The organism is Neisseria maigaei, assembly GCF_958267405.1.
GTDB lineage: Bacteria > Pseudomonadota > Gammaproteobacteria > Burkholderiales > Neisseriaceae > Neisseria > Neisseria bergeri.
In genome coordinates this window covers 91,422-111,303 of record NZ_CATQFT010000040.1, presented here as the reverse complement: position 1 = coordinate 111,303, position 19,882 = coordinate 91,422, and the positions used below count along the sequence as shown (strand labels likewise).

The window sequence follows — 19,882 nt, the reverse complement described above, 5'->3', positions numbered from 1 at the left end:
TGCCGTTTGCGATATAATAACGCTTTTTGCCGCATTTGTTGGAACAGGATATGAGTCAAAACGCCTCGGTAGGCATTGTTACGCCCCGAAAAATTCCGTTTGAGGTGCCGCTGGTTTTGGAAAACGGTAAAACTTTGCCGCGTTTCGATCTGATGATTGAAACCTACGGCGAGCTGAATGCCGAAAAAAACAATGCGGTTTTAATCTGCCATGCGCTGTCGGGCAACCATCATGTTGCGGGCAGGCATTCGGCGGAGGATAAATATGCGGGCTGGTGGGACAATATGGTCGGACCCGGTAAACCGATTGATACGGAACGTTTTTTCGTGGTCGGGTTGAACAATCTGGGCGGCTGCGACGGCAGCAGCGGGCCTTTGTCGATCAATCCTGAAACGGGCAGGGAATACGGCGCGGATTTTCCGGTGGTTACGGTGAAGGACTGGGTAAAATCACAAGCCGCGCTTGCCGATTATCTCGGCATCGGGCAATGGGCGGCGGTTGTCGGCGGCAGCTTGGGCGGCATGCAGGCTTTGCAGTGGACGATTTCCTATCCGGATCGCGTGCGCCATGCTTTGGTGATTGCGTCCGCGCCGAAATTGTCCACGCAAAATATCGCGTTCAACGATGTGGCGCGTCAGGCGATTTTGACCGATCCCGATTTCAACGAAGGACATTACCGCAGCCGCAACACCGTTCCCGCGCGCGGTTTGCGGATTGCCCGTATGATGGGGCACATTACCTATCTTGCCGAAGACGGTTTGGGCAAAAAATTCGGGCGCGATTTGCGTTCCAACGGCTATCAATACGGCTATGGCGTTGAATTTGAAGTGGAATCCTATCTTCGCTATCAGGGCGACAAATTCGTCGGGCGGTTTGATGCCAATACATATTTGCTGATGACCAAGGCTTTGGACTATTTCGATCCTGCGGCGGATTTCGGCAACAGTCTGACCCGCGCCGTGCAGGATGTTCAGGCAAAATTCTTTGTCGCCAGCTTCAGCACCGACTGGCGTTTCGCGCCCGAACGTTCGCACGAACTGGTCAAGGCACTGATTGCCGCACAAAAATCCGTGCAGTATATCGAAGTCAAGTCCGTACACGGGCACGATGCCTTTTTAATGGAAGACGAAGCCTATATGCGCGCGGTCGCCGCCTATATGAACAACGTTTATAAGGAATGTCAGCAATGAACCTGCGCGATGATTTGCAACTGATTTACGACCGGATACCCGAAGGCAGCCGCGTCTTGGACTTGGGCTGCGGCGACGGCGAACTGCTTGCCGCCTTGGTCGAACACAAAAAATGCAGCGGCTACGGCATCGAAATCGACACAAATAGCGTCATCGCCGCGATGTCGCGCGGCGTGAATGTTATCCAAGCCGATTTGGAAGAAGGTTTAACCGCATTCAACGATCAAAGTTTTGATGTGATTGTGTTGAGCCAAACCATCCAAGCGATGCAGAATACCGAAAAAATCCTGCGCTGCCTGATGCGCGTTGCCAAACAGGCAATCGTCAGCTTCCCGAATTTCGGCTACTGGCGCAACCGCGTCCAAATCGCACTCGGTGGACATATGCCGGTTTCCGAACGTATGCCCTACCATTGGTACGACACGCCCAATATCCATTGGTGCACGCTCAAAGACTTTGATTTGTTGTGCGCCAAAAACAACATCCGCGTCCTCGAGCGCGCCGTGATGACGGGCAACAGACAGGTCAAACATTTCCCCAACCTTTTGGGCAGCCTTGCGTTTTACCGCGTCGGGTAAGATAAGTTGAGAACCTTGTCGGCAATAACAGGTTCTTCGGTTCTATTAACAACAGGCCGTCTGAAAAATGAAACAGCAGGTTTCAGACGGCCTTTTTAATATTGGAAACAATAGAATGAGAAACAAAACCTCATCACTTCTCTTATGGTTTGCCGCAATGATGCTGACCGCGTGTTCCCCGAGCAAAGAAGATAAAACAAAAGAAATCGGCACATCCGCCGCTTCGTCCCCGGCATCTGCCGCTTCGCCCCAATCCGATTTGAAACCGGCCGCATCCGCCCCTGATAACGTCAAACAGGCAGAAAGCTCGCCTCCTTCAAATTGCACCGACCTACACCCCGCCGCCGGCATTGACGATCTCATGCAGCAAATCGCCGAACACATCGACTCGGACTGTCTGTTTGCCCTTTCCCATCACGAACTGGAAACCCGTTTCGGCTTACCCGGCGGCGGCTATGACAACATACAGCGGCTGCTGTTTCCCGACATCAGCCCTGAAGATCCCGACTACCATCAGAAAATCATACAGGCAATTGAAGACTTGCATTACGGAACGCGCACCATCAGCCGGCAGGCACAAGATGCCATAATGGAACAGGAACGCCGCCTCCGAGAAGCGACGCTGCTGCTGACACAGGGCAGTCAAGAAACCCGCGGACAAGGCGAGGAACCGAAACGCGCACGTTATTTTGAAGTTTCGGCAACATCTGCCTATTTGAGCCGGCACAACAACGGACTTGGCGGCAATTTCCAAGACATCGGCCAATTGCCCGGCTATCTGAAAATACACGGAGAAATGCTTGAAAACCAATCACTCTTCCGGCTGTCCAACCGTGAACGCAATCCCGACAAACCGTTTTTAGACATCCATTTTGACGAAAATGGCAAAATCACGCGTATTGTCGTTTACGAAAAAAACATCTACTTCAATCCAAACTTGGGGCGAAGATAAAAAAAATGCCGTCTGAAACGTTTTCAGACGGCATTTTTCAGTGCGGCAAATCAGGCGCGTTTGCGGAATTCGCCGGTGCGGGTGTCGATTTCGATTTTGTCGCCGTTTTCGATGTAGGACATCACTTGGATTTCGGTGCCGCCGACCAGGCGCGCGGTTTTCATCACTTTGCCGGAAGTATCGCCTTTGACGGCAGGCTCGGTGTACTCGACTTCGCGCACGATGATGGTGGGCAGTTCGACAGAAATGGGGTTGCCTTCATAGAAGGTAACTTCGCATTGGTCTTCCATACCGTCAACGATGAATTTCAACGCATCGCCGATGTTGTCGGCTTCGATTTCGTATTGGTTGAATTCTTCGTCCATAAAGACGTACATAGGGTCGGCAAAATAGCTGTACGTACAGTTTTTGCGGGACAGGATGACCACGTCGAATTTGTCGTCGGCTTTGTAAATGGTTTCGGAAGCCGCGCCGGTCAACAGGTTTTTCAGTTTCATGCTGACTTTGGCGGAAGAGCGGCCGCCTTTGATGTATTCGGTTTTTTGAACGACCATAGGATCGTTGCCGACCATAAATACATTGCCGGCGCGCAGTTCTTGTGCTGTTTTCATGTATTGTCCAATCAAATCGGTTGTAAATAAACGCGCTATTTTAGCGTATTTTTTTAAGCTTTGAAATAAAGGCGGCGAGTTTTTCGGATGCGGAAGGCTGCCCGAAAAGATAACGGCTCCAATCCTCCGCGCCTTGCCGCCAGTCATTTTGATGTTGTTGCAGGATTTGCCAACATTCGAGGCGTTGCGTGGCGGATAAAGCCCCTCCGCCGTTGAGGTCGTCCGAAAGACGGCGGTGTACCGATGCAGTTTCGGGCGTGTAGAAACTGTGTGCCTTATCCCAAAAGGCGTGGAGTTTGTCGAGATGGACATGCTCGTCTTGCGGGTAGATGTGCCAAAAGAAGGGTTTTCCGGCAAGCTGGGCGCGGACGAAACTGTCTTCACCGCGGATGACGGCGCAGTCGGCGAGATACAGCAGTTGGTCGAAATCCTGTTGCGGCACGAACGGGATTTTGACGAGGCGGACGGATGCCGTCTGAAAGACACCGCCGTCATTTTGCAGGGCGTTTTGCGGAATGATGCCGCTTTGTTTGAGGCTATCAATAATTTGCGTACCCGCCAGCAACAGGGTCAACGCGCTGCCTGCCTGTTGCCACATGTCCAACCACTTTGCCCAAACTTCGCTCCGATAGCCGAAAAGCAGCCATTCGGGCGCGTTTTTTTCGGGAAGCATCAGCCGCTCTCGCAAGGCTTCGGTATCGAAACGGACGGCATCTCGGCAATCACGTTCGCGTATCAGTCCGCCGCTTTTCTCGCTGAAACCCATAAACCAAAAATATTTTTGAACGCCCTCCTGCGGCGAAGGCATCAGGTGCAGCCTTTCGTTGCTTTCCTCCGCGCTCAAATATTCCCAATTCAGCCAAAGCGGTTTGTGCCGGCGAATAACGTTCAAGACATTTTCAGGCAGGTCACAGGCAAAAGTTTCGATAACGATATCGGGAACAAGGGCAGTATCGATGTCCGCTGCATCGGGATGCCAAGTGCGGACATGAATATCCTGATGAACACAGGGAACATCGGGCAAATCAGGGCAAAGCGCACGCAAGGCGGACACATCGTCCGTCCACAAATGCACCTGCCAACCAAGTTCACGGTGCAAAACACGGGCAAGCCGCCACGAAACGCCGATGTCGCCGAAATTGTCGATGACCTTGCAAAAAATCCAACAGACAAAAGGAGGAGTATTCATAGAAATAACGGAAACGGGCTAAAACGCGCCAAAATAGTGGAACAAATACACAACCAGCAAAACAATCGGAACAAACAGAAACATAGTTTGACGTTTCAAATCAAACTCTTGTTTCAAATGATGTTTGATGGTGTCGAAAAGGATGAATTTGAACAAAAACGTCGCTTCGCAGGCAAGGATGATGCCGTTAATCAGATGCTGGGGTTTGTCTTCGGGCGGATTGGCAGCGAAAACGGCAAGCGTCGCCAAGGGTATCAGGCAGACGGCAAGCCAGCGGACAAGCAGGTTTCGGGACATTGCAAGGCTTTCAAAAAAAGCAAAACGCCATTATCGCCCCAAGCGCACGCCTTGTCTAACGGATGCGCCGACGATGCCGTCTGAAACCTTGCCGCCGGAAAACGCCGCACCGCCGAACCTTTAAATATACCCGGGACGGGCGTTCCCCGAGAAATCGGACGCTGCCGCCGATGCCTGCAGACAAGGCGGCATCGGGCGCGGGCATATTGAAAACCCGGCGCGTCGGTTTGAAATTTTATAGTGGATTAACAAAAATCAGGACAAGGCGACGAAGCCGCAGACAGTACAGATAGTACGGCAAGGCGAGGCAACGCTGTACTGGTTTAAATTTAATCCACTATATAAAGGCATACGGTAAACACGCCCCCTTGCCGTCGGCGTGCTTTCTCAAAGCAAAATATAAGGGCGGCGCGCTTTCCGCTATAATCCGTATTTTTCCAAACCTGAAACGTTATGCCGACCCCGAAAGCCTTTGCCCTGCTCGGCCCGACCGCCGGAGGCAAAACCGCGCTCGCCCTCAAAATCGCCGAAACCCTGCCGGTCGAAATCATCAGCCTCGATTCTGCACTGGTCTATACCGGTATGGACATCGGCACGGCGAAACCGTCTCATGCCGAGCGTTCCTTTGTACCGCACCACCTTATCGACATCATCCCGCCTACCGAATCATACAGCGCCGCCCGCTTTGTCGAAGACTGCACGCGCTTGGTCGGGGAAATTTCCTCACGCGGCAGGTCTGCCCTTATTGTCGGCGGCACGATGATGTATTTCCACGCCCTGACCCAAGGTTTGAATGATTTGCCCGAGGCCGATGCCTGCCTGCGTGCCGACTTGGACGAACAAAAACAGATGTACGGCTTGGATTTCCTCTACCGCACCCTGCAAAAAGTCGACCCTGAAACCGCATGCCGTCTGAAACCGAACGACAGCCAGCGTATCGGACGCGCTTTGGAAGTTTATTATTTAACCGGCAAACCGATGTGTGCACATCTCGGCAGCCCGACCTCCCATACGCTCCCTTTTGATTTGCATACCGCCGCACTGATTCCCGAAAACCGCGCCCGCCTGCATGAAAACATCGCCCTGCGTTTCCACCTGATGCTTGAACAGGGCTTTATCGGCGAAGTAGAAAACCTGCGCCGCCTCTATCCCGGTCTGTCTCCGGACTCCCCCGCCATCCGCTGCGTCGGCTACCGTCAGGCGTGGGAATATCTGGACGGAAAAACCGATTTCCCGGCATTTGTCGAGAAAGGCATTGCCGCCACGCGCCAACTTGCCAAACGCCAACTAACTTGGTTGCGCAAAACACCTTTAGACTGCGTTGCCGACCCGTTTTCAGACGGCACTTCAGGCACGCGCCTGATTGAGGCGGCAAAACGGTTTTTCGGTGCATAAACTATATGCTGACCACGCCGCCGCTCGCCCCAAAAACCCTTGCAGCCCTGCACAGTCTGGGCATACGCACGCTTGCCGACCTGCGTCAGACCGGTGCGGTTCAAACCTTCTTGTTATTGAAGGTATCAGGTTTGACCCTTACAAAAAGCACGCTGTGGCAGCTTCAGTCGCTGCTGGACGGCACGCCGCCGCAAGAAATGTCCCAAGCGCATAAAGCCCGCCTGCTTGCCGAGTTGAAAAACCATCCGCCCGTCGCCGCCTTTCCGCCGCAGGAAGAAATGGAACACTTCATGCGCGAAGCACTGCGCCAAGCAAAACAATCCGCCGCCAACGGCGAAATACCCGTCGGGGCAGTCATCGTTTCAGACGGCAAAATCATCGCATCGGCACACAACACCTGCATTGCCGACTGCAATGTCAGCCGCCATGCCGAAATCAACGCCTTGGCACAGGCAGGCAGCGAAATGCAAAACTACCGCCTTGACGGATGCGACATATATATCACCCTCGAACCCTGCGCCATGTGCGCGTCCGCACTGATACAGGCACGAATCAGGCGCGTGATTTACGGTGCGGCAGAACCCAAAACCGGCGCGGCAGGCAGCGTCGTCAACCTGTTTGCCGACAAACGCCTCAATACACACACCGCCATACGGGGCAGAATCCTGCAAGAAGAATGCCGCGCCGTATTAAGCCGTTTTTTCCAAAACAAAAGAAAAGGTTAAACCTATGACCGTACTGACCGTCATCCTCGCCCTCGCCCTGATAGCCGTCGGTACGGCAGGCATCGTTTACCCCGCCCTGCCCGGCTTGGTATTGATGTTTGCCGGAACCTGGCTGCTCGCCTACTCCGGCGGCTATCAAATCTACGGCGCTGGCGTTTTGTGGACGGTCGGACTCATCAGCCTGACCGGCATACTGACGGACTATGTGGCAAGCATATGGGGGACAAAATATACCGGAGCGGGCAAGCTCGCCGTTCGCGGCGCATTGGTCGGCAGCATCATCGGCATATTTTTCTCCCTTCCCGGACTAATACTCGGCCCCTTTATCGGCGCGGCGGCAGGCGAACTGATCGATCGGCGCAATATGCTTCAGGCAGGTAAAGCGGGCTTGGGTACACTGTTGGGACTTGTCGTCGGTACGGCCTTCAAAATCGGCTGCGCCGTATCCATCTTGTTTATCCTGTTGGTGAAATACATCGCCTACCTGTTTTAACCCCTTCAGACGGCATACCGGCAAATTGCTATAATGCCGTCTGAACCCTTTTCACAAAGCACCATCATGGCAAACCAAAGACCCATCTACGGCTTCCACGCCGTCAATGCCCGTTTGTGGCAAAACCCCAAATCGATTACCGAACTCTACATCCAAGAGGGCAAATCCGACGCACGCACGCGCGAAGTGTTGGAAAAGGCGGCAAACGAAAACATCCGCGTATATTTTGCCGATGCCGACCGCCTCAATGCCATCAGCAAAGGCGCGCGCCATCAGGGTGTGGTCGGATTTATCGATGCCTCCAAAAACCACGTCCACCTCGAAGACGTATTGGAAAACCTCAGCGAACCGCCGCTGTTGCTGATACTCGACGGCATCACCGATCCGCACAACCTCGGTGCGTGCCTGCGTACCGCCGACGCGATGGGCGTACACGCCGTCATCGCGCCGAAAGACAAAAGCGCGGGACTGAACGCCACCGTCAGCAAAGTCGCCTGCGGCGCGGCGGAAACCGTCCCCTACATCACCGTAACCAACCTCGCCCGTACCCTGCGCGAATTGAAAGAATACGGCATCTGGATTATCGGTACCGATATGGGCGGCGAGTCCGACCTTTACCATTGCAATCTGCCCGACAGCGCGGCATGGGTAATGGGCAACGAAGGCGACGGTATGCGCCGCCTCACGCGCGAACATTGCGACATGCTGGTATCCATACCCATGTTTGGCATGGTCGAAAGCATGAACGTCTCCGTGTCTGCCGGAATGGTATTAAGCGAAACCCGCCGACAACGCGTATTGAAAAACGAAAAAGCGTAAGCCTCAAAAACAATGCCGTCTGAAACAGGGATTCCGTTTCAGACGGCATTCGTTTTCAAAATCAGTGTTCCAAGTGGTCGGTATCAAACTTAACCGCCACCTCGGTTTTATCTTCCGGCAAGACCAAATTCAGCAAGACTGCCGTAATGCCGCCGGCGGAAATAGAGTTTTGGAACAAGACGGGCAGGTTTTTAAACACTTCCGGCTCAAACGCGACACCCAAGCCCAAACCGACCGACGTTGCCGCAATCACCGCCTCGCGCCTGCGGATGCCGTGGCTGACCAAAATCCGCACGCCCGCAATCGCAATCAAGCCGAACATCAAAACCATCGCGCCGCCCAACACCGGACTCGGAATCGTTGTAAACGCGCGACCGACAACGGGGAACAGACCCAACAGCACCAAAATCACGGCAATATATTTGCCCACATGACGCGAAGCCACGCCGGTCATCTGAATCACGCCGTTGTTTTGCGCAAACGTCGTCAGCGGCAGCGAACCCAAAGCCGTCGCAATCACCGATACCAAACCGTCAGCCAACACACCGCCGCGCAAGCGTTTGGTGTATTCCTCGCCTTCAATCGGCTGGTCGGACACCATTGCCGTCGCCGTCAAATCGCCGACCGCCTCAAACACGCTCAACAGGAAAATCGCGCCCGCCACAATAAATGCGTGCCAGTCAAAAGCAAAACCATATTTAAACGGTACGGGCAGCGTAACCAGCGGCAGGTTTTGCAGCGCGGAAAAATCCACCTTGCCCAAAAACAGCGCGACGATATAGCCGGCAATCAGCCCGACCGCGATGCCGCTCATCCGCAGCAGCGGATTTTTCATGCAGTTAAATATCAACACAATCAGCAGCACCAGCGAAGCCAGCCCCAAGTTTTCCATCGAGCCGAACGTGCCGTCCGCCTTCGCGCCGAAGCCGCCGCCGAAATCTGTAATGCCGACGTGTACCAAACTCAGACCAATCAGCATCACGACCACGCCGCTGACCGTCGGCGTAATCACTTTTTTCAAATACGGCAGAAGCCACGCCGAGAAACACACCAAAAACGCCCCGACAAACGATACGCCCAAGAGCGTCGAAATCATCGCATCCTTAGTCAAACCGCCCTCTTTCATCCCTGCGCCAAGCGCAATCATGACGGTAACGAACGAGAAATTCACCGACTGGATGGACAGCATCCCCGAGCCGACCGACCCGAAGCGGTTGACCTGCAAATAAGTGCCGACACCCGACGCAACCATCGCCATCGACACGAGATACGCCGTCATCTCCACCGGCAGTTCCAGCGCGCCGCCCACAATCAGCGCGGGCGTAATCATCGGCACAAAAATCGCCAAAAGATGGGTAACCGCGCTCAACAGCGCATTGCCGAACGGCGGCCTATCCTCCAAACCGTACACCAAATCAGGCGCATCCGCACCTTTTCCCAACTGACCGCTCATTGTATTTCCTTATTTTAAAGGTTGAAAAATCCAAGCGCAGATTGTAGCGAATCTGCCGCACGGCTTCAATTTGCATTTCAGACGGCATCCGCCTGCCCCACACGCTTACCACATTTTATAGTGGATTAAATTTAAATCAGGACAAGGCGACGAAGCCGCAGACAGTACAAATAGTACGGCAAGGCGAGGCAACGCCGTACTGGTTTAAATTTAATCCACTATAAATCCGACGGCACCGGCATAAACCGTCGGACATAATAAAATGATTTCCAACAGGAAAAATCAATTTCCCCCATACCTTTCGGCGCAAACGCCCCACATACGCAACCCGCCGGATTTCACACCTGCGGTAAAGTAGGCTACAATCGGAAGCATTACCGCCCCCTACACCACAACTGATAAAAGGTTCTGTATGTTACAAGGTAGCCTGGTTGCCCTGATTACCCCGATGAATCAAGACGGCAGCATCCATTACGAACAACTCCGCGACTTAATCGACTGGCACATTGAAAACGGCACGGACGGCATCGTCGCCGTCGGCACGACAGGCGAATCCGCCACCCTCTCCGTCGAAGAACACACCGCCGTCATCGAAGCCGTCGTCAAACACGTTGCCAAACGCATCCCCGTCATCGCCGGCACAGGGGCGAACAACACCGTCGAAGCCATCGCCCTTTCCCAAGCCGCCGAAAAAGCCGGGGCGGATTACACCCTCTCCGTCGTCCCCTACTACAACAAACCTTCGCAAGAAGGCATGTACCGCCATTTCAAAGCCGTTGCCGAAGCCGCCGCGATTCCGATGATACTCTACAACGTGCCCGGCAGAACCGTCGTCAGCATGAACAACGAAACCATCCTGCGCCTTGCCGAAATCCCCAACATCGTCGGCGTGAAAGAAGCCAGCGGCAACATCGGCAGCAACATCGAACTCATCAACCGCGCGCCCGAAGACTTCGTCGTCCTTTCCGGCGACGACCATACCGCCCTGCCGTTCATGCTGTGCGGCGGACACGGCGTTATTACCGTAGCCGCCAACGCTGCACCCAAGCTCTTTGCCGATATGTGCCGCGCCGCGCTGCAAGGCGACATTGCCCTCGCACGCGAGCTTAACGACCGGCTGATTCCGATTTACGACACCATGTTCTGCGAACCCAGTCCTGCCGCACCGAAATGGGCGGTATCCGCCTTGGGCAGATGCGAACCACACGTCCGCCTACCGCTCGTTCCTCTGACGGAAGAAGGACAGGCAAAAGTCCGCGCCGCCCTGAAAGCCTCAGGACAACTTTAAATATAGCCATGCCGTCTGAAGCGTTCAGACGGCATAACGCAACAAACACTTTAATATCCATCACACAGGATGACACGATGACCCATATCAAACCCGTCATTGCCGCACTCGCACTCATCGGGCTTGCTGCCTGCACCGGCAGCACGACCGAGCAGCCCAAGCTCGACTACCAAAGCCGGTCGCACCGCCTGATCAAACTCGAAGTCCCGCCCGATTTGAACAATCCCGACCAAGGCAACCTCTACCGCCTGCCTGCCGGTTCGGGAGCCGTCCGCGCCAGCGATTTGGAAAAACGCCGCACACCCGCCGTCCAACAGCCTGCCGATGCCGAAGTATTGAAAAGCGTCAAAGGTGTCCGCCTCGAGCGCGACGGCAGCCAACGCTGGCTTGTCGTTGACGGCAAATCCCCCGCCGAAATCTGGCCGCTCCTAAAAGCCTTTTGGCAGGAAAACGGCTTCGACATCAAATCCGAAGAACCCGCCATCGGACAAATGGAAACCGAGTGGGCGGAAAACCGTGCCAAAATCCCCCAAGACAGCTTGCGCCGCCTATTCGACACAGTCGGTTTGGGCGGCATCTACTCCACCGGCGAGCGCGACAAATTCATCGTCCGTATCGAACAGGGCAAAAACGGCGTTTCCGACATCTTCTTCGCCCACAAAGCGATGAAAGAAGTGTATGGCGACAAAAACAAAGACACGACCATGTGGCAGCCTTCCGCTTCCGACCCCAACCTCGAAGCGGCATTCCTGACGCGCTTTATGCAATATTTGGGCGTTGACGGGCAGCAGGCGGAAAACGCATTGGCAAAAAAACCGACCCTTCCCGCCGCCAACGAAATGGCGCGTATCGAAGGCAAAAGCCTGATTGTCTTAGGCGACTACGGCAGAAACTGGCGGCGCACCGCGCTCGCCCTCGACCGCATCGGGCTGACCGTTATCGGTCAAAATGTCGAACGCCACGCCTTCCTGGTTCAAAAAGCCCCGAACGAAAGCAATGCAGTTACCGAACAAAAACCCGGCCTATTCAAACGCCTGCTGGGCAAAGGAAAAGCGGAGAAACCTGCCGAACAGCCGGAACTGATTGTCTATGCAGAACCCGTTGCCGACGGCTCTCGCATCGTCCTGCTCAACAAAGACGGCAGCGCATATGCCGGCAAAGACGCATCCGCACTGTTGGGCAAACTCCATTCCGAACTGCGTTAAACCGTTCAAAACAAAAGCAGCTTCCAAACAGAAGCTGCTTTTTTGTGCGGAACTTTTTACAATAAACAGGGCAAAATATCCTCAACCGCCTGAACCAACGCATCCGCCAAAGGCGGATCGAACGCGGAATGCCCCGCCTGAACCACCCTCAACTCCGCTTCGGGAAAGGCTTTCGACAACTCCCACGCACTCTGCATCGGCGTACACAAATCATACCGCCCCTGTACGATAATGGTCGGGATATGCCGTATTTTGCCAATATTGTTCAAAATCGCCTTATCGCCCTGCAACCAGCCGCCGTTGACAAAATAATGGTTTTCCAAACGCGCGATTGCCAGTGAGGCATAAGCATCTTCATCCACTTCCTCCGGTTCGAAACGAATCAGATAGCTTTCCCAATCCGCCCAAGCCTTCGCGGCAGACAGGCACACTTCTTCATCTTGATGAAACAGCAACCCGTGATACGCCTCAATCAGCCGGTTCCGCCGATTTTCAGCAATCGGCGCGACAAATTTTTGCCATTGTTCCGGATAAATCCGGCTCACACCGCCCGCCTCGTTCAGCCACACCGTTTCAGACAGCCTGCACAAAAATATCCCGCGCAACACCAATCCCTTTACCCGTTCCGGATGGGTTTGGGCATAAGCCAGCGACAACGTGCTGCCCCAAGAACCGCCGAACACCAGCCATTTTTCAATACCCAGCATCTCACGGACTTTTTCAATATCTGCCACCAAATCCCAAGTCGTATTGTCTTCCGCACAAGCATACGGGCGCGAACGTCCGCAACCGCGCTGGTCGATGATGACGATGCGGAACACATCGGGATTGAAAAAACCCCGACATTCAGGCGAAGCCCCCGCCCCCGGCCCCCCGTGTAAAAAAATGACCGGCACACCGTCGGGATTGCCCGATTCCTCCCAATAAATTTGATGAATTTCAGACACCTGCAAGTATCCGCTATGAAAAGGCTGTTTTATCTCATACATCATCTTCTCCCATATTGCTTCTGACAATCCGAACATTCCCACACGCAACATCACGCACGAAACACAAGCCGCCCCGAAGGGCAAATGCCGAAAAATCGCGATATAGTGGATTAACAAAAATCAGGACAAGGCGGCGAGCCGCAGACAGTACAGATAGTACGGAACCGATTCACTTGGTGCTTCAGCACCTTAGAGAATCGTTCTCTTTGAGCTAAGGCGAGACAACGCCGTACTGGTTTTTGTTAATCCGCTATATTCCGCCATCTCTAAGATTTACAGCGATACACGGGTGATTTAAGGAATGCCCGAACCATCATTCCCGCAACTTTTCGTCATTCCCGCGAAAGCGGGAATCTAGAACCTCAAACTTTCAGATAATATTTGAATATTGCTGTTGTTCTAAGGTCTGGATTCCCGCCTGCGCGGGAATGACGAATCCATCCGCACGGAAACCTGCACCGCGTCATTCCTACGAACCTACATCCCGTCATTCCCACGAAAGTGGGAATCCAGAACGTAAAATCTGAAGAAACCGTTTATCCGATAAGTTTCCGCACCGACAGACCTAGATTCCCGCCTGCGCGGGAATGACGGCAGTGCTTCCTTGGCTTAGTTTTATTTTAACCAACTACATAGCGGATTAACAAAAATTAGAACAAGGCGACGAAGCCGCAGACAGTACAAATAGTACGGAACCGATTCACTTGGTGCTTCAGCACCTTAGAGAATCGTTCTCTTTGAGCTAAGGCGAGACAACGCCGTACTGGTTTTTGTTAATCCACTATAAAAACCATCAATCGGAAAATATTGCATAAACAGGCGGAAATATATCATTTAAAAGAAAACCCATACAATGTCTGACAGAAACAAGCCTCTTTGCCATTGTTTCCTAACAGTTAAACCCCCGCACTTCAAGGCGGCGGACCGGCCTTGCTTCAAAATGGCGCAAGCCCCTGCACTCAAATCCAACGCGCAAGATTAAACCATAATGGCGGCTTTCTTATTGTTTCTTATTGAAACATCGCCCCAAACCCGATACAATCCGCCTTTGAACCATCAGTGAAAATCGTTCTTTTTTAATCAGTTAAACCGAATACGGAGCCGAAAATGAATCCAGCCCCCAAAAAAACCCTTCTCTTCTCTTCTCTTCTCTTCTCTTCTCTTCTCTTCTCTTCCGCAGCGCAGGCGGCAGGTGAAGACAATGGCCGCGGCCCGTATGTGCAGGCAGATTTGAACTACGCCTACGAACACATTACCCACGATTATCCCGGCGACAACGCCAAAGTCTTCGACGACTACCGCGATGTCAAAACCCAGTCCACACACCCCCGCCTTTCCGTCGGCTACGATTTCGGCAACTGGCGCATCGCCCTCGATTACGCCCGTTACAATACTTGGAGACATGGCAAGCATATTCACGCAGAAAATACTAAAAAAGTCAAAAACGGCACTGAAGTTAAAACAATTGCCGACCACACCGACAAAGGCACATTCAAAGCCGAATCCAACTACGGCATCTCCGCCATCTACGATTTCGATACCGGCACCCGCTTCAAACCCTATGCCGGCATACGCGCCGGCTTGGGCAAAGTAAGACACAGTATTGCTGTGGAAGATAAAGCTGAAATAATTATTGCCAATATTTCAGCGACCGGAGGGTTGAAAGATGTCCACGCGCCCGTACACCAAAGCCACAGCATCCGCCGCTTGGGCTTCGGCGCGGTGGCAGGCGTAGGCATCGACATCACGCCCAACCTGACCTTGGATACCGGATACCGCTACCACTACTGGGGACACTTGGAAAACACCCGCTTCAAAACCCACGAAGCCTCATTGGGCGTGCGCTACCGCTTCTGATTCCCGACACCGATGCCGTCTGAACCTTCAGACGGCATTTTTGATGCACTCGCCGTTTACAGGCTCGGGGCGGGCGCAGTGAAATACCCGAACCGTCATTCCCGATAACACCGTAATCTTGAAACCCGTCCGACAACACCGTAATCTTGAAACTCGTCATTCCCGCGCAGGCGGGAATCCAGACCTGTCCGCACAGAAACTTATCGGATAAAAACAGTTGCCCAAACCCCGAGATTCTAGATTCCCACTTTCGTGGGAATGACGGTTCAGTTGCGTAGGGCTGGATTGTCGAAAGGGGCGGATTCGATGGATTCAATGAAAACGGTAGAAATGTTGGATTGATGGAAATGGCGGGCTGAAGCACACCCTACGGCCCGCTGATTCCCGATACCGATGCCGTCTGAACCTTCAGACGGCATTTTTGATGCACTCGCCGTTTACAGGCGCGGGGCGGGCGCAGGGAAATATCCGAACCGTCATTCCCGACAACACCGTAATCTCAAAACCCGTCATTCCCGCGCAGGCGGGAATCTAGAACGTAGAATCTAAGAAACCGTTTTATCCGATTAAGTTTCCGTGCCGACAAGTCTGGATTCCCGCCTGCGCGGGAATGACGGCATATAAGTTTCTATGTTGGTTTGAGTACGCCGCAGGGTTGGCTGCAAGGTAAACTGTAGTGTGGGCTTCAGCCCATCGTTCCCACCAACTCCGCCAATTTCAAAGATTCCACCGTTTCCAATAATTCCGTCAATGTTACCCATCCCGCAAATCCCCCTTTCCCACCGAAAACCAAAACCGCCGAATCCCCAAAAAACATTCTTGAAACCCGTCATTCCCGCGCAGGCAGGAATCTAGACCCCCTGACGCGGCGGGAATCTATCGGAAATGACTGAAACCCCGAGATTCTAGATTCCCACTTTCGTGGGAATGACGGTTCAGTTGCGTTCCGACAACACCGCAATCTTGAAACCCGTCATTCCCGACAACACCGTAATCTCGAAATCCCTCCGACAATACCGCAATCTTGAAACTCGTCATTCCCGCGCAGGCGGGAATCCAGACCTGTCCGCACAGAAACTTATCGGATAAAAACAGTTGCTCAAACCCCGCGTTCTAGATTCCCACTTTCGTGGGAATGACGGTTCAGTTGCATAGCAACTGTATTTTTCACCCCGTCGGGCAAAAATACAGTTGCTACGGTCCCGCCCTACAATACGCCTTGCGAATCTGTCCCGCGCCCGCCCTTGTATGTCTCAAATGGGTTAAACTACGCCCTTCCCGACTTCCCGTTTCGGGCAGGGGTGCAGGTCCGATTTATCTTTCAATAAAACAAGGAAACTTTATGCAGCACGAAGAAGGCAACCGCCAACGCCCTCAAGGCGAACTGCTCCTGCGTACCGTCGCTATGCCGCGCGATACCAATCCCAACCAAGACATTTTCGGCGGCTGGATTATGTCGCAAATGGATTTGGGCGGCGGCATATTGGCGGCGGAAATCGCGCGGGGACGCATCGTTACCGTCGCCGTTCAGGAAATGAACTTCATCCGCCCGGTCAAGGTCGGCAACGTCGTCTGCTGCTACGGGCATTGCGTCCGCGTGGGCAATACTTCCCTCCAGCTTAAAGTGGAAGTCTGGGTCAAAACTTTGATGAACGATTGCGTTACCGAAGACCGCCACCTCGTAACCGAGGCGGTGTTCACTTATGTTGCCATCGATGCGGAAGGCAATCCGCGCCCGATTCCGAAAGAAGGCAACCCTAAATTGTCGGGCTTATTGCCTACTCCGTAAAAATGCCCGTAAAAATGCCGTCTGAAACTGTCTTCAGACGGCATTCTGCATCATTTGAACCAAGACCTGATGCGGGAAAACAGCGACATACTCTGTTTTTCAAAGTCTTCCCGCACTTCCGGCACGGCTTTTTTTATCACCTTCATTCCTGCAAAAGTCTGCGCCACGGGCATAATTTCAATCGTGTTCACATTCATATGCGTCGGCCGGCGGTACAGCCACAATGCGGTTTCCGCAATATCTTCGGGGCGGATAAATTCCACACCCTCATACACGCCCGCCGCCCTCTCGTCATCGCCTTTGAAGCGCACGTTGGAAAACTCCGTATTGCCGCACAAACCCGGCTCGATATTGGTAACGCGGATATTTTTATCTGCCAATTCGGCACGGAGATTCAGGCTGAACTGACGTACAAACGCTTTAGTCGCGCCATAAACATTACTGCCCGGATAGGCATAGCTGCCTGCAATCGAACCCAAATTCATCACATAGCCGCCGCCGCGCTCCACCATTTGCGGCAAAATCTTGCGCGTCAGGAACGCCAAACCCAAAACATTGGTTTGAATCATTGTTTCCCAATCTTCAAAATCCGCCTTGTCCGCCGTGTCCAAACCCAAAGCCAGCCCGGCATTGTTGATGAGGCAGTCGATATCGGAAAATTCATCGGGGATGCCGTTTAAGGCGTTTTCCACCGACTCGCGGCGCGACACGTCCATTTCCAAAGGGTAAAACAAAGCACCCAATTCATCCGCCAAAGCCTGAAGCCTGTCCGCTCGGCGCGCCGCACCGATAACGCGGTATCCCGCCCCGACAAACGCACGGCACATCGCTTCGCCGAAGCCTGCCGAAGCACCGGTAATTAAAACAGCCATCGTTTTTCCTTTCTTTCTCGTTTCCCAGACCTGTTTCAGGTATCATAACGCCCTTCAGACGGCATCGCGCCGGCTGAAAACGGCAACAACCATACCACCACGACAGGACACATTCAATATGTTTCAACACACAGGACGACACATAAAACGTCGCCCTATGTGCCGTCCTGATTCGGAAGGGGTTGCACCCTTCCCAAATAAAATCTGATTCTACCGCCCTAAAGGGCGGGGTTTCAACCGAAAAGGAAACACGATGAATATTCAAACCCGCCTTGCCGCAACCGCCCTCGCCCTATTCCTTTCCGCCTGCGGAAACGGCGGCGCGCCCGCACAGCCCAAAGGCGAAATTTCCGAAAACCGCACCGCCGCGTTCAAATCTATGATGCCCGACTTCTCGCGTATGGGCAAAATGGTTAAAGGCGAAGAACCTTACGATGTCGAAAAATTCAAACAGGCGGCGGCGGCGTTTGCCGAAAGCAGCAAAAAACCGTTCACGCTTTTTGAGTCCGATCCGCAAGGCAACGGGCGCGCCCTGCCCGCCGTTTGGTCGGATGGTGCAAAATTTGAAGCCGAAAAAACAAAATTCGCCGCCGCCGTCGAAAAACTCAACGCCGCCGCCCAAACCGGCAAACTGGATGAAATCAAAGCCGCCTACGGCGAAACCGGTGCAAGCTGCAAATCCTGCCACGACAGTTTCCGCGCGCCCGAATAACATCCGAAACAAAACAATGCCGTCTGAAGCCTTCAGACGGCATTTTCTCTGCCATTTCAGCACACGCAAAGCAATCGGAAATTATCGTCAATTCAAAAAATACGCCATATCCTGATTTTTGCCTTACTTACTCCGCCATCTTCTATTTTGATTTGCTATGCGATTAATCTTTATCGTCAAATGTCAAAATCGGGATGCCGGATTGGGTAAACAGGGCATAAACGGGCTTGAGCCAATAATCTTCCGGAAGGGAAGCCGGTTTCAATGCGTAAACGTGCACATTGGGAAAATCCTTCATCGTCAACGCCGCGCCGCTGAAAAAGGTATAAATTTCATACCTCGTATGCGGGTTTTTCTTAATTTCGCGCAAAATATAGTCTTCGATGACATAGGGCGAATTTAATGTGGTTACGCCGGAAAGCCCGTAGGTTTGGCGGGGATGCGGCGCGACATATTGTATGTTGAAATCTTTTGCCGCCTTTTCCGAAATTTCCTTCATCTCCTTGTCGGGCGAACCCAAAAGTATCCGCACCGTGCCGCCCGTTTCATCCCCCGCCTTCAGTTCGGACGCATCGAACAGCGGCAGGTAAGTCATCTTGCGGCGGTCGTCGTCCATAATGTTTTTCAAGCCCCTGAATATCGTGTAATGCTCGTCGGAAGCATTGCGGGTTTTGGCAATGCTCCAATCCCCGATCATCATCCGGGCAAAATTACGCTTGATCGTCCCGTTTACAGAAAACTCATCGCCCAAATAGCTGCTGCTTTGAATTAAATTGCCTGTCCCGTCGTCAAAGGTTTTGATTTCCGCATCCGGGTAAGTGCTCAAAAAGGCGGCAATGCTGACTTTTTCCAAACTCGCCAAATAAATCCGCTTGACCTTCGGCAGCAGCATCGACTTCACCTTCAGCTCCGCCATCGTAGGAATGAAATCAAACGATTTGTTCAAACCGTAGGGCAGGTAGAAAAAATACGCCCGCTCCGCCTTATCCTTTATCTGATTGAAATAATAATCGTATTTTTCATTCCTGTTCTCAGACATCAGCACCACATAAAACCGCTCCCCCGGATGCTGCGCCATAATCCTTTCTGCCACCTTCATCTGCAATATGGTATAGCAGAAAATCAGATTGACCGGTTCCCCCTCTTCATTGAAGAGTTTGTCCTTCAGCAGGGAAACCGCATTCCTTTCCCCCTGATTTACCCGGTCAAATGTATAAAATATCCCGAAACAAAAAACAATCAGGCACAACACGGTCAAACAGACCTTTTTCAGCCCCATATCCCTAAAACTCCATTCCGACAAATTGAACATACGCCCCGAGTGTCCCGGGTGGAAAAATGCGGAATTTTAGCAGATATTCAGAAAGTTACCGAATATTAAAATCAATTTCACCGAAAATGTGCCGCCGCACATCAGGCACAACGCCGCCGGTACCGCCGCCAAAAGCGGGAAAGTCATTTCCCCCTT

At 52.9% G+C, this 19,882-nt stretch carries 20 protein-coding genes and 2 pseudogenes; 14 read left to right on the top strand and 8 right to left on the bottom strand.

Annotated features, from left to right (window positions below; genetic code table 11):
• The first annotated feature begins 50 nt into the window (after positions 1 to 50).
• From metX to Q3O06_RS07915, 3 genes are all read left to right on the top strand, one after another.
• Positions 51 to 1,190, top strand: a complete 1,140-nt coding sequence (gene metX / locus Q3O06_RS07925; protein WP_301818346.1) for a homoserine O-succinyltransferase MetX — start codon at positions 51 to 53, stop codon at positions 1,188 to 1,190.
• On the top strand, positions 1,187 to 1,768 hold the full coding sequence (gene metW, locus Q3O06_RS07920; protein WP_002213791.1) for a methionine biosynthesis protein MetW: 582 nt from the start codon (positions 1,187 to 1,189) through the stop codon (positions 1,766 to 1,768). Before metX ends, metW begins: the two co-directional genes overlap by 4 nt.
• A gap of 115 nt (positions 1,769 to 1,883) precedes the next feature.
• The gene (locus Q3O06_RS07915; RefSeq protein ID WP_301818345.1) at positions 1,884 to 2,720 is read left to right on the top strand and encodes an NMB0938 family lipoprotein; all 837 of its coding nucleotides are present in this window, start codon (positions 1,884 to 1,886) and stop codon (positions 2,718 to 2,720) included.
• 50 nt (positions 2,721 to 2,770) lie between these two features.
• Here Q3O06_RS07915 and efp read toward each other — a convergent pair whose 3' ends face one another.
• Genes efp through Q3O06_RS07900 form a run of 3 tightly spaced genes read right to left on the bottom strand, consistent with a single transcriptional unit; the run spans position 2,771 to position 4,817 of the window.
• The gene (gene efp, locus Q3O06_RS07910) at positions 2,771 to 3,331 is read right to left on the bottom strand and encodes an elongation factor P (protein WP_002213793.1); all 561 of its coding nucleotides are present in this window, start codon (positions 3,329 to 3,331) and stop codon (positions 2,771 to 2,773) included.
• Between the two features lie 40 nt (positions 3,332 to 3,371).
• Positions 3,372 to 4,520, bottom strand: a complete 1,149-nt coding sequence (gene earP / locus Q3O06_RS07905; RefSeq protein WP_301818344.1) for an elongation factor P maturation arginine rhamnosyltransferase EarP — start codon at positions 4,518 to 4,520, stop codon at positions 3,372 to 3,374.
• Positions 4,521 to 4,538: 18 nt separating this feature from the next.
• On the bottom strand, positions 4,539 to 4,817 hold the full coding sequence (locus tag Q3O06_RS07900; protein WP_301673663.1) for a hypothetical protein: 279 nt from the start codon (positions 4,815 to 4,817) through the stop codon (positions 4,539 to 4,541).
• Between the two features lie 453 nt (positions 4,818 to 5,270).
• Between Q3O06_RS07900 and miaA the strand changes: the two genes are divergently transcribed.
• The 4 genes from miaA (at position 5,271) to rlmB (ending at position 8,249) form a co-directional block, all read left to right on the top strand.
• The gene (gene miaA, locus Q3O06_RS07895) at positions 5,271 to 6,212 is read left to right on the top strand and encodes a tRNA (adenosine(37)-N6)-dimethylallyltransferase MiaA (RefSeq protein ID WP_301818343.1); all 942 of its coding nucleotides are present in this window, start codon (positions 5,271 to 5,273) and stop codon (positions 6,210 to 6,212) included.
• 5 nt (positions 6,213 to 6,217) lie between these two features.
• Positions 6,218 to 6,937 (top strand): tRNA adenosine(34) deaminase TadA, encoded by a 720-nt coding sequence (gene tadA / locus Q3O06_RS07890; RefSeq protein WP_301818342.1) that lies wholly within the window; start codon positions 6,218 to 6,220, stop codon positions 6,935 to 6,937.
• A 4-nt stretch (positions 6,938 to 6,941) separates the two neighbouring features.
• The gene (locus Q3O06_RS07885; protein WP_301818341.1) at positions 6,942 to 7,430 is read left to right on the top strand and encodes a DUF456 domain-containing protein; all 489 of its coding nucleotides are present in this window, start codon (positions 6,942 to 6,944) and stop codon (positions 7,428 to 7,430) included.
• Between the two features lie 66 nt (positions 7,431 to 7,496).
• Positions 7,497 to 8,249 carry a 23S rRNA (guanosine(2251)-2'-O)-methyltransferase RlmB gene (gene rlmB, locus Q3O06_RS07880; protein ID WP_301818363.1) on the top strand — a complete coding sequence of 251 codons (753 nt, stop codon included), beginning with the start codon at positions 7,497 to 7,499 and terminating at the stop codon, positions 8,247 to 8,249.
• Positions 8,250 to 8,310: 61 nt separating this feature from the next.
• Here rlmB and Q3O06_RS07875 read toward each other — a convergent pair whose 3' ends face one another.
• Positions 8,311 to 9,702, bottom strand: a complete 1,392-nt coding sequence (locus tag Q3O06_RS07875) for a nucleobase:cation symporter-2 family protein (protein ID WP_301818340.1) — start codon at positions 9,700 to 9,702, stop codon at positions 8,311 to 8,313.
• Positions 9,703 to 9,812: 110 nt separating this feature from the next.
• Between Q3O06_RS07875 and Q3O06_RS07870 the strand changes: the two are divergent.
• From Q3O06_RS07870 to Q3O06_RS07860, 3 genes and pseudogenes are all read left to right on the top strand, one after another.
• A pseudogene (locus Q3O06_RS07870) lies at positions 9,813 to 9,923 on the top strand (IS5/IS1182 family transposase); the annotation flags it as partial.
• 191 nt (positions 9,924 to 10,114) lie between these two features.
• On the top strand, positions 10,115 to 10,990 hold the full coding sequence (gene dapA, locus Q3O06_RS07865; RefSeq protein ID WP_301818339.1) for a 4-hydroxy-tetrahydrodipicolinate synthase: 876 nt from the start codon (positions 10,115 to 10,117) through the stop codon (positions 10,988 to 10,990).
• Between the two features lie 8 nt (positions 10,991 to 10,998).
• On the top strand, positions 10,999 to 12,195 hold the full coding sequence (locus tag Q3O06_RS07860) for an NlpB/DapX family lipoprotein (RefSeq protein ID WP_301818338.1): 1,197 nt from the start codon (positions 10,999 to 11,001) through the stop codon (positions 12,193 to 12,195).
• Positions 12,196 to 12,251: 56 nt separating this feature from the next.
• Here the strand turns inward: Q3O06_RS07860 and pip are convergent, their stop codons facing one another.
• On the bottom strand, positions 12,252 to 13,184 hold the full coding sequence (pip, locus tag Q3O06_RS07855; protein WP_301818362.1) for a prolyl aminopeptidase: 933 nt from the start codon (positions 13,182 to 13,184) through the stop codon (positions 12,252 to 12,254).
• Between the two features lie 1,107 nt (positions 13,185 to 14,291).
• On the opposite strand from pip, the gene Q3O06_RS07850 reads away from it, so the two are divergent.
• Positions 14,292 to 15,041 (top strand): opacity family porin, encoded by a 750-nt coding sequence (locus Q3O06_RS07850; protein ID WP_301818337.1) that lies wholly within the window; start codon positions 14,292 to 14,294, stop codon positions 15,039 to 15,041.
• A gap of 266 nt (positions 15,042 to 15,307) precedes the next feature.
• On the opposite strand, the gene Q3O06_RS07845 is transcribed toward Q3O06_RS07850, so the two are convergent.
• Positions 15,308 to 15,460 (bottom strand): hypothetical protein, encoded by a 153-nt coding sequence (locus Q3O06_RS07845; protein ID WP_301818336.1) that lies wholly within the window; start codon positions 15,458 to 15,460, stop codon positions 15,308 to 15,310.
• A gap of 508 nt (positions 15,461 to 15,968) precedes the next feature.
• On the opposite strand from Q3O06_RS07845, the pseudogene Q3O06_RS07840 reads away from it, so the two are divergent.
• Both Q3O06_RS07840 and yciA read left to right on the top strand, forming a co-directional pair.
• Positions 15,969 to 16,158: pseudogene (locus tag Q3O06_RS07840) on the top strand (hypothetical protein).
• A 225-nt stretch (positions 16,159 to 16,383) separates the two neighbouring features.
• Positions 16,384 to 16,830, top strand: a complete 447-nt coding sequence (gene yciA, locus Q3O06_RS07835) for an acyl-CoA thioester hydrolase YciA (protein ID WP_002230436.1) — start codon at positions 16,384 to 16,386, stop codon at positions 16,828 to 16,830.
• A gap of 50 nt (positions 16,831 to 16,880) precedes the next feature.
• Here the strand turns inward: yciA and Q3O06_RS07830 are convergent, their stop codons facing one another.
• Positions 16,881 to 17,702, bottom strand: a complete 822-nt coding sequence (locus Q3O06_RS07830) for an SDR family oxidoreductase (protein WP_301818335.1) — start codon at positions 17,700 to 17,702, stop codon at positions 16,881 to 16,883.
• 253 nt (positions 17,703 to 17,955) lie between these two features.
• Here Q3O06_RS07830 and Q3O06_RS07825 point away from each other — a divergent pair, with 253 nt between their 5' ends.
• Entirely contained in the window at positions 17,956 to 18,414 is a 459-nt protein-coding gene (locus Q3O06_RS07825) for a c-type cytochrome (protein WP_002213814.1), read from the top strand.
• A gap of 163 nt (positions 18,415 to 18,577) precedes the next feature.
• On the opposite strand, the gene lst is transcribed toward Q3O06_RS07825, so the two are convergent.
• Complete coding sequence (gene lst, locus Q3O06_RS07820; protein WP_301818334.1) at positions 18,578 to 19,693, bottom strand: N-acetyllactosaminide alpha-2,3-sialyltransferase; 1,116 nt, start codon at positions 19,691 to 19,693, stop codon at positions 18,578 to 18,580.
• Between the last annotated feature and the right edge of the window lie 189 nt (positions 19,694 to 19,882).

Coding starts and splice junctions, on each gene's coding strand:
- metX (WP_301818346.1), top strand. CDS start 51: ATGAGTCAAAACGCCTCGGTAGGCATTGTTACGCCCCGAAAAATTCCG.
- metW (WP_002213791.1), top strand. CDS start 1,187: ATGAACCTGCGCGATGATTTGCAACTGATTTACGACCGGATACCCGAA.
- Q3O06_RS07915 (WP_301818345.1), top strand. CDS start 1,884: ATGAGAAACAAAACCTCATCACTTCTCTTATGGTTTGCCGCAATGATG.
- efp (WP_002213793.1), bottom strand. CDS start 3,331: ATGAAAACAGCACAAGAACTGCGCGCCGGCAATGTATTTATGGTCGGC.
- earP (WP_301818344.1), bottom strand. CDS start 4,520: ATGAATACTCCTCCTTTTGTCTGTTGGATTTTTTGCAAGGTCATCGAC.
- Q3O06_RS07900 (WP_301673663.1), bottom strand. CDS start 4,817: ATGTCCCGAAACCTGCTTGTCCGCTGGCTTGCCGTCTGCCTGATACCC.
- miaA (WP_301818343.1), top strand. CDS start 5,271: ATGCCGACCCCGAAAGCCTTTGCCCTGCTCGGCCCGACCGCCGGAGGC.
- tadA (WP_301818342.1), top strand. CDS start 6,218: ATGCTGACCACGCCGCCGCTCGCCCCAAAAACCCTTGCAGCCCTGCAC.
- Q3O06_RS07885 (WP_301818341.1), top strand. CDS start 6,942: ATGACCGTACTGACCGTCATCCTCGCCCTCGCCCTGATAGCCGTCGGT.
- rlmB (WP_301818363.1), top strand. CDS start 7,497: ATGGCAAACCAAAGACCCATCTACGGCTTCCACGCCGTCAATGCCCGT.
- Q3O06_RS07875 (WP_301818340.1), bottom strand. CDS start 9,702: ATGAGCGGTCAGTTGGGAAAAGGTGCGGATGCGCCTGATTTGGTGTAC.
- dapA (WP_301818339.1), top strand. CDS start 10,115: ATGTTACAAGGTAGCCTGGTTGCCCTGATTACCCCGATGAATCAAGAC.
- Q3O06_RS07860 (WP_301818338.1), top strand. CDS start 10,999: ATGCCGTCTGAAGCGTTCAGACGGCATAACGCAACAAACACTTTAATA.
- pip (WP_301818362.1), bottom strand. CDS start 13,184: ATGTATGAGATAAAACAGCCTTTTCATAGCGGATACTTGCAGGTGTCT.
- Q3O06_RS07850 (WP_301818337.1), top strand. CDS start 14,292: ATGAATCCAGCCCCCAAAAAAACCCTTCTCTTCTCTTCTCTTCTCTTC.
- Q3O06_RS07845 (WP_301818336.1), bottom strand. CDS start 15,460: ATGCCGTCTGAAGGTTCAGACGGCATCGGTATCGGGAATCAGCGGGCC.
- yciA (WP_002230436.1), top strand. CDS start 16,384: ATGCAGCACGAAGAAGGCAACCGCCAACGCCCTCAAGGCGAACTGCTC.
- Q3O06_RS07830 (WP_301818335.1), bottom strand. CDS start 17,702: ATGGCTGTTTTAATTACCGGTGCTTCGGCAGGCTTCGGCGAAGCGATG.
- Q3O06_RS07825 (WP_002213814.1), top strand. CDS start 17,956: ATGAATATTCAAACCCGCCTTGCCGCAACCGCCCTCGCCCTATTCCTT.
- lst (WP_301818334.1), bottom strand. CDS start 19,693: ATGGGGCTGAAAAAGGTCTGTTTGACCGTGTTGTGCCTGATTGTTTTT.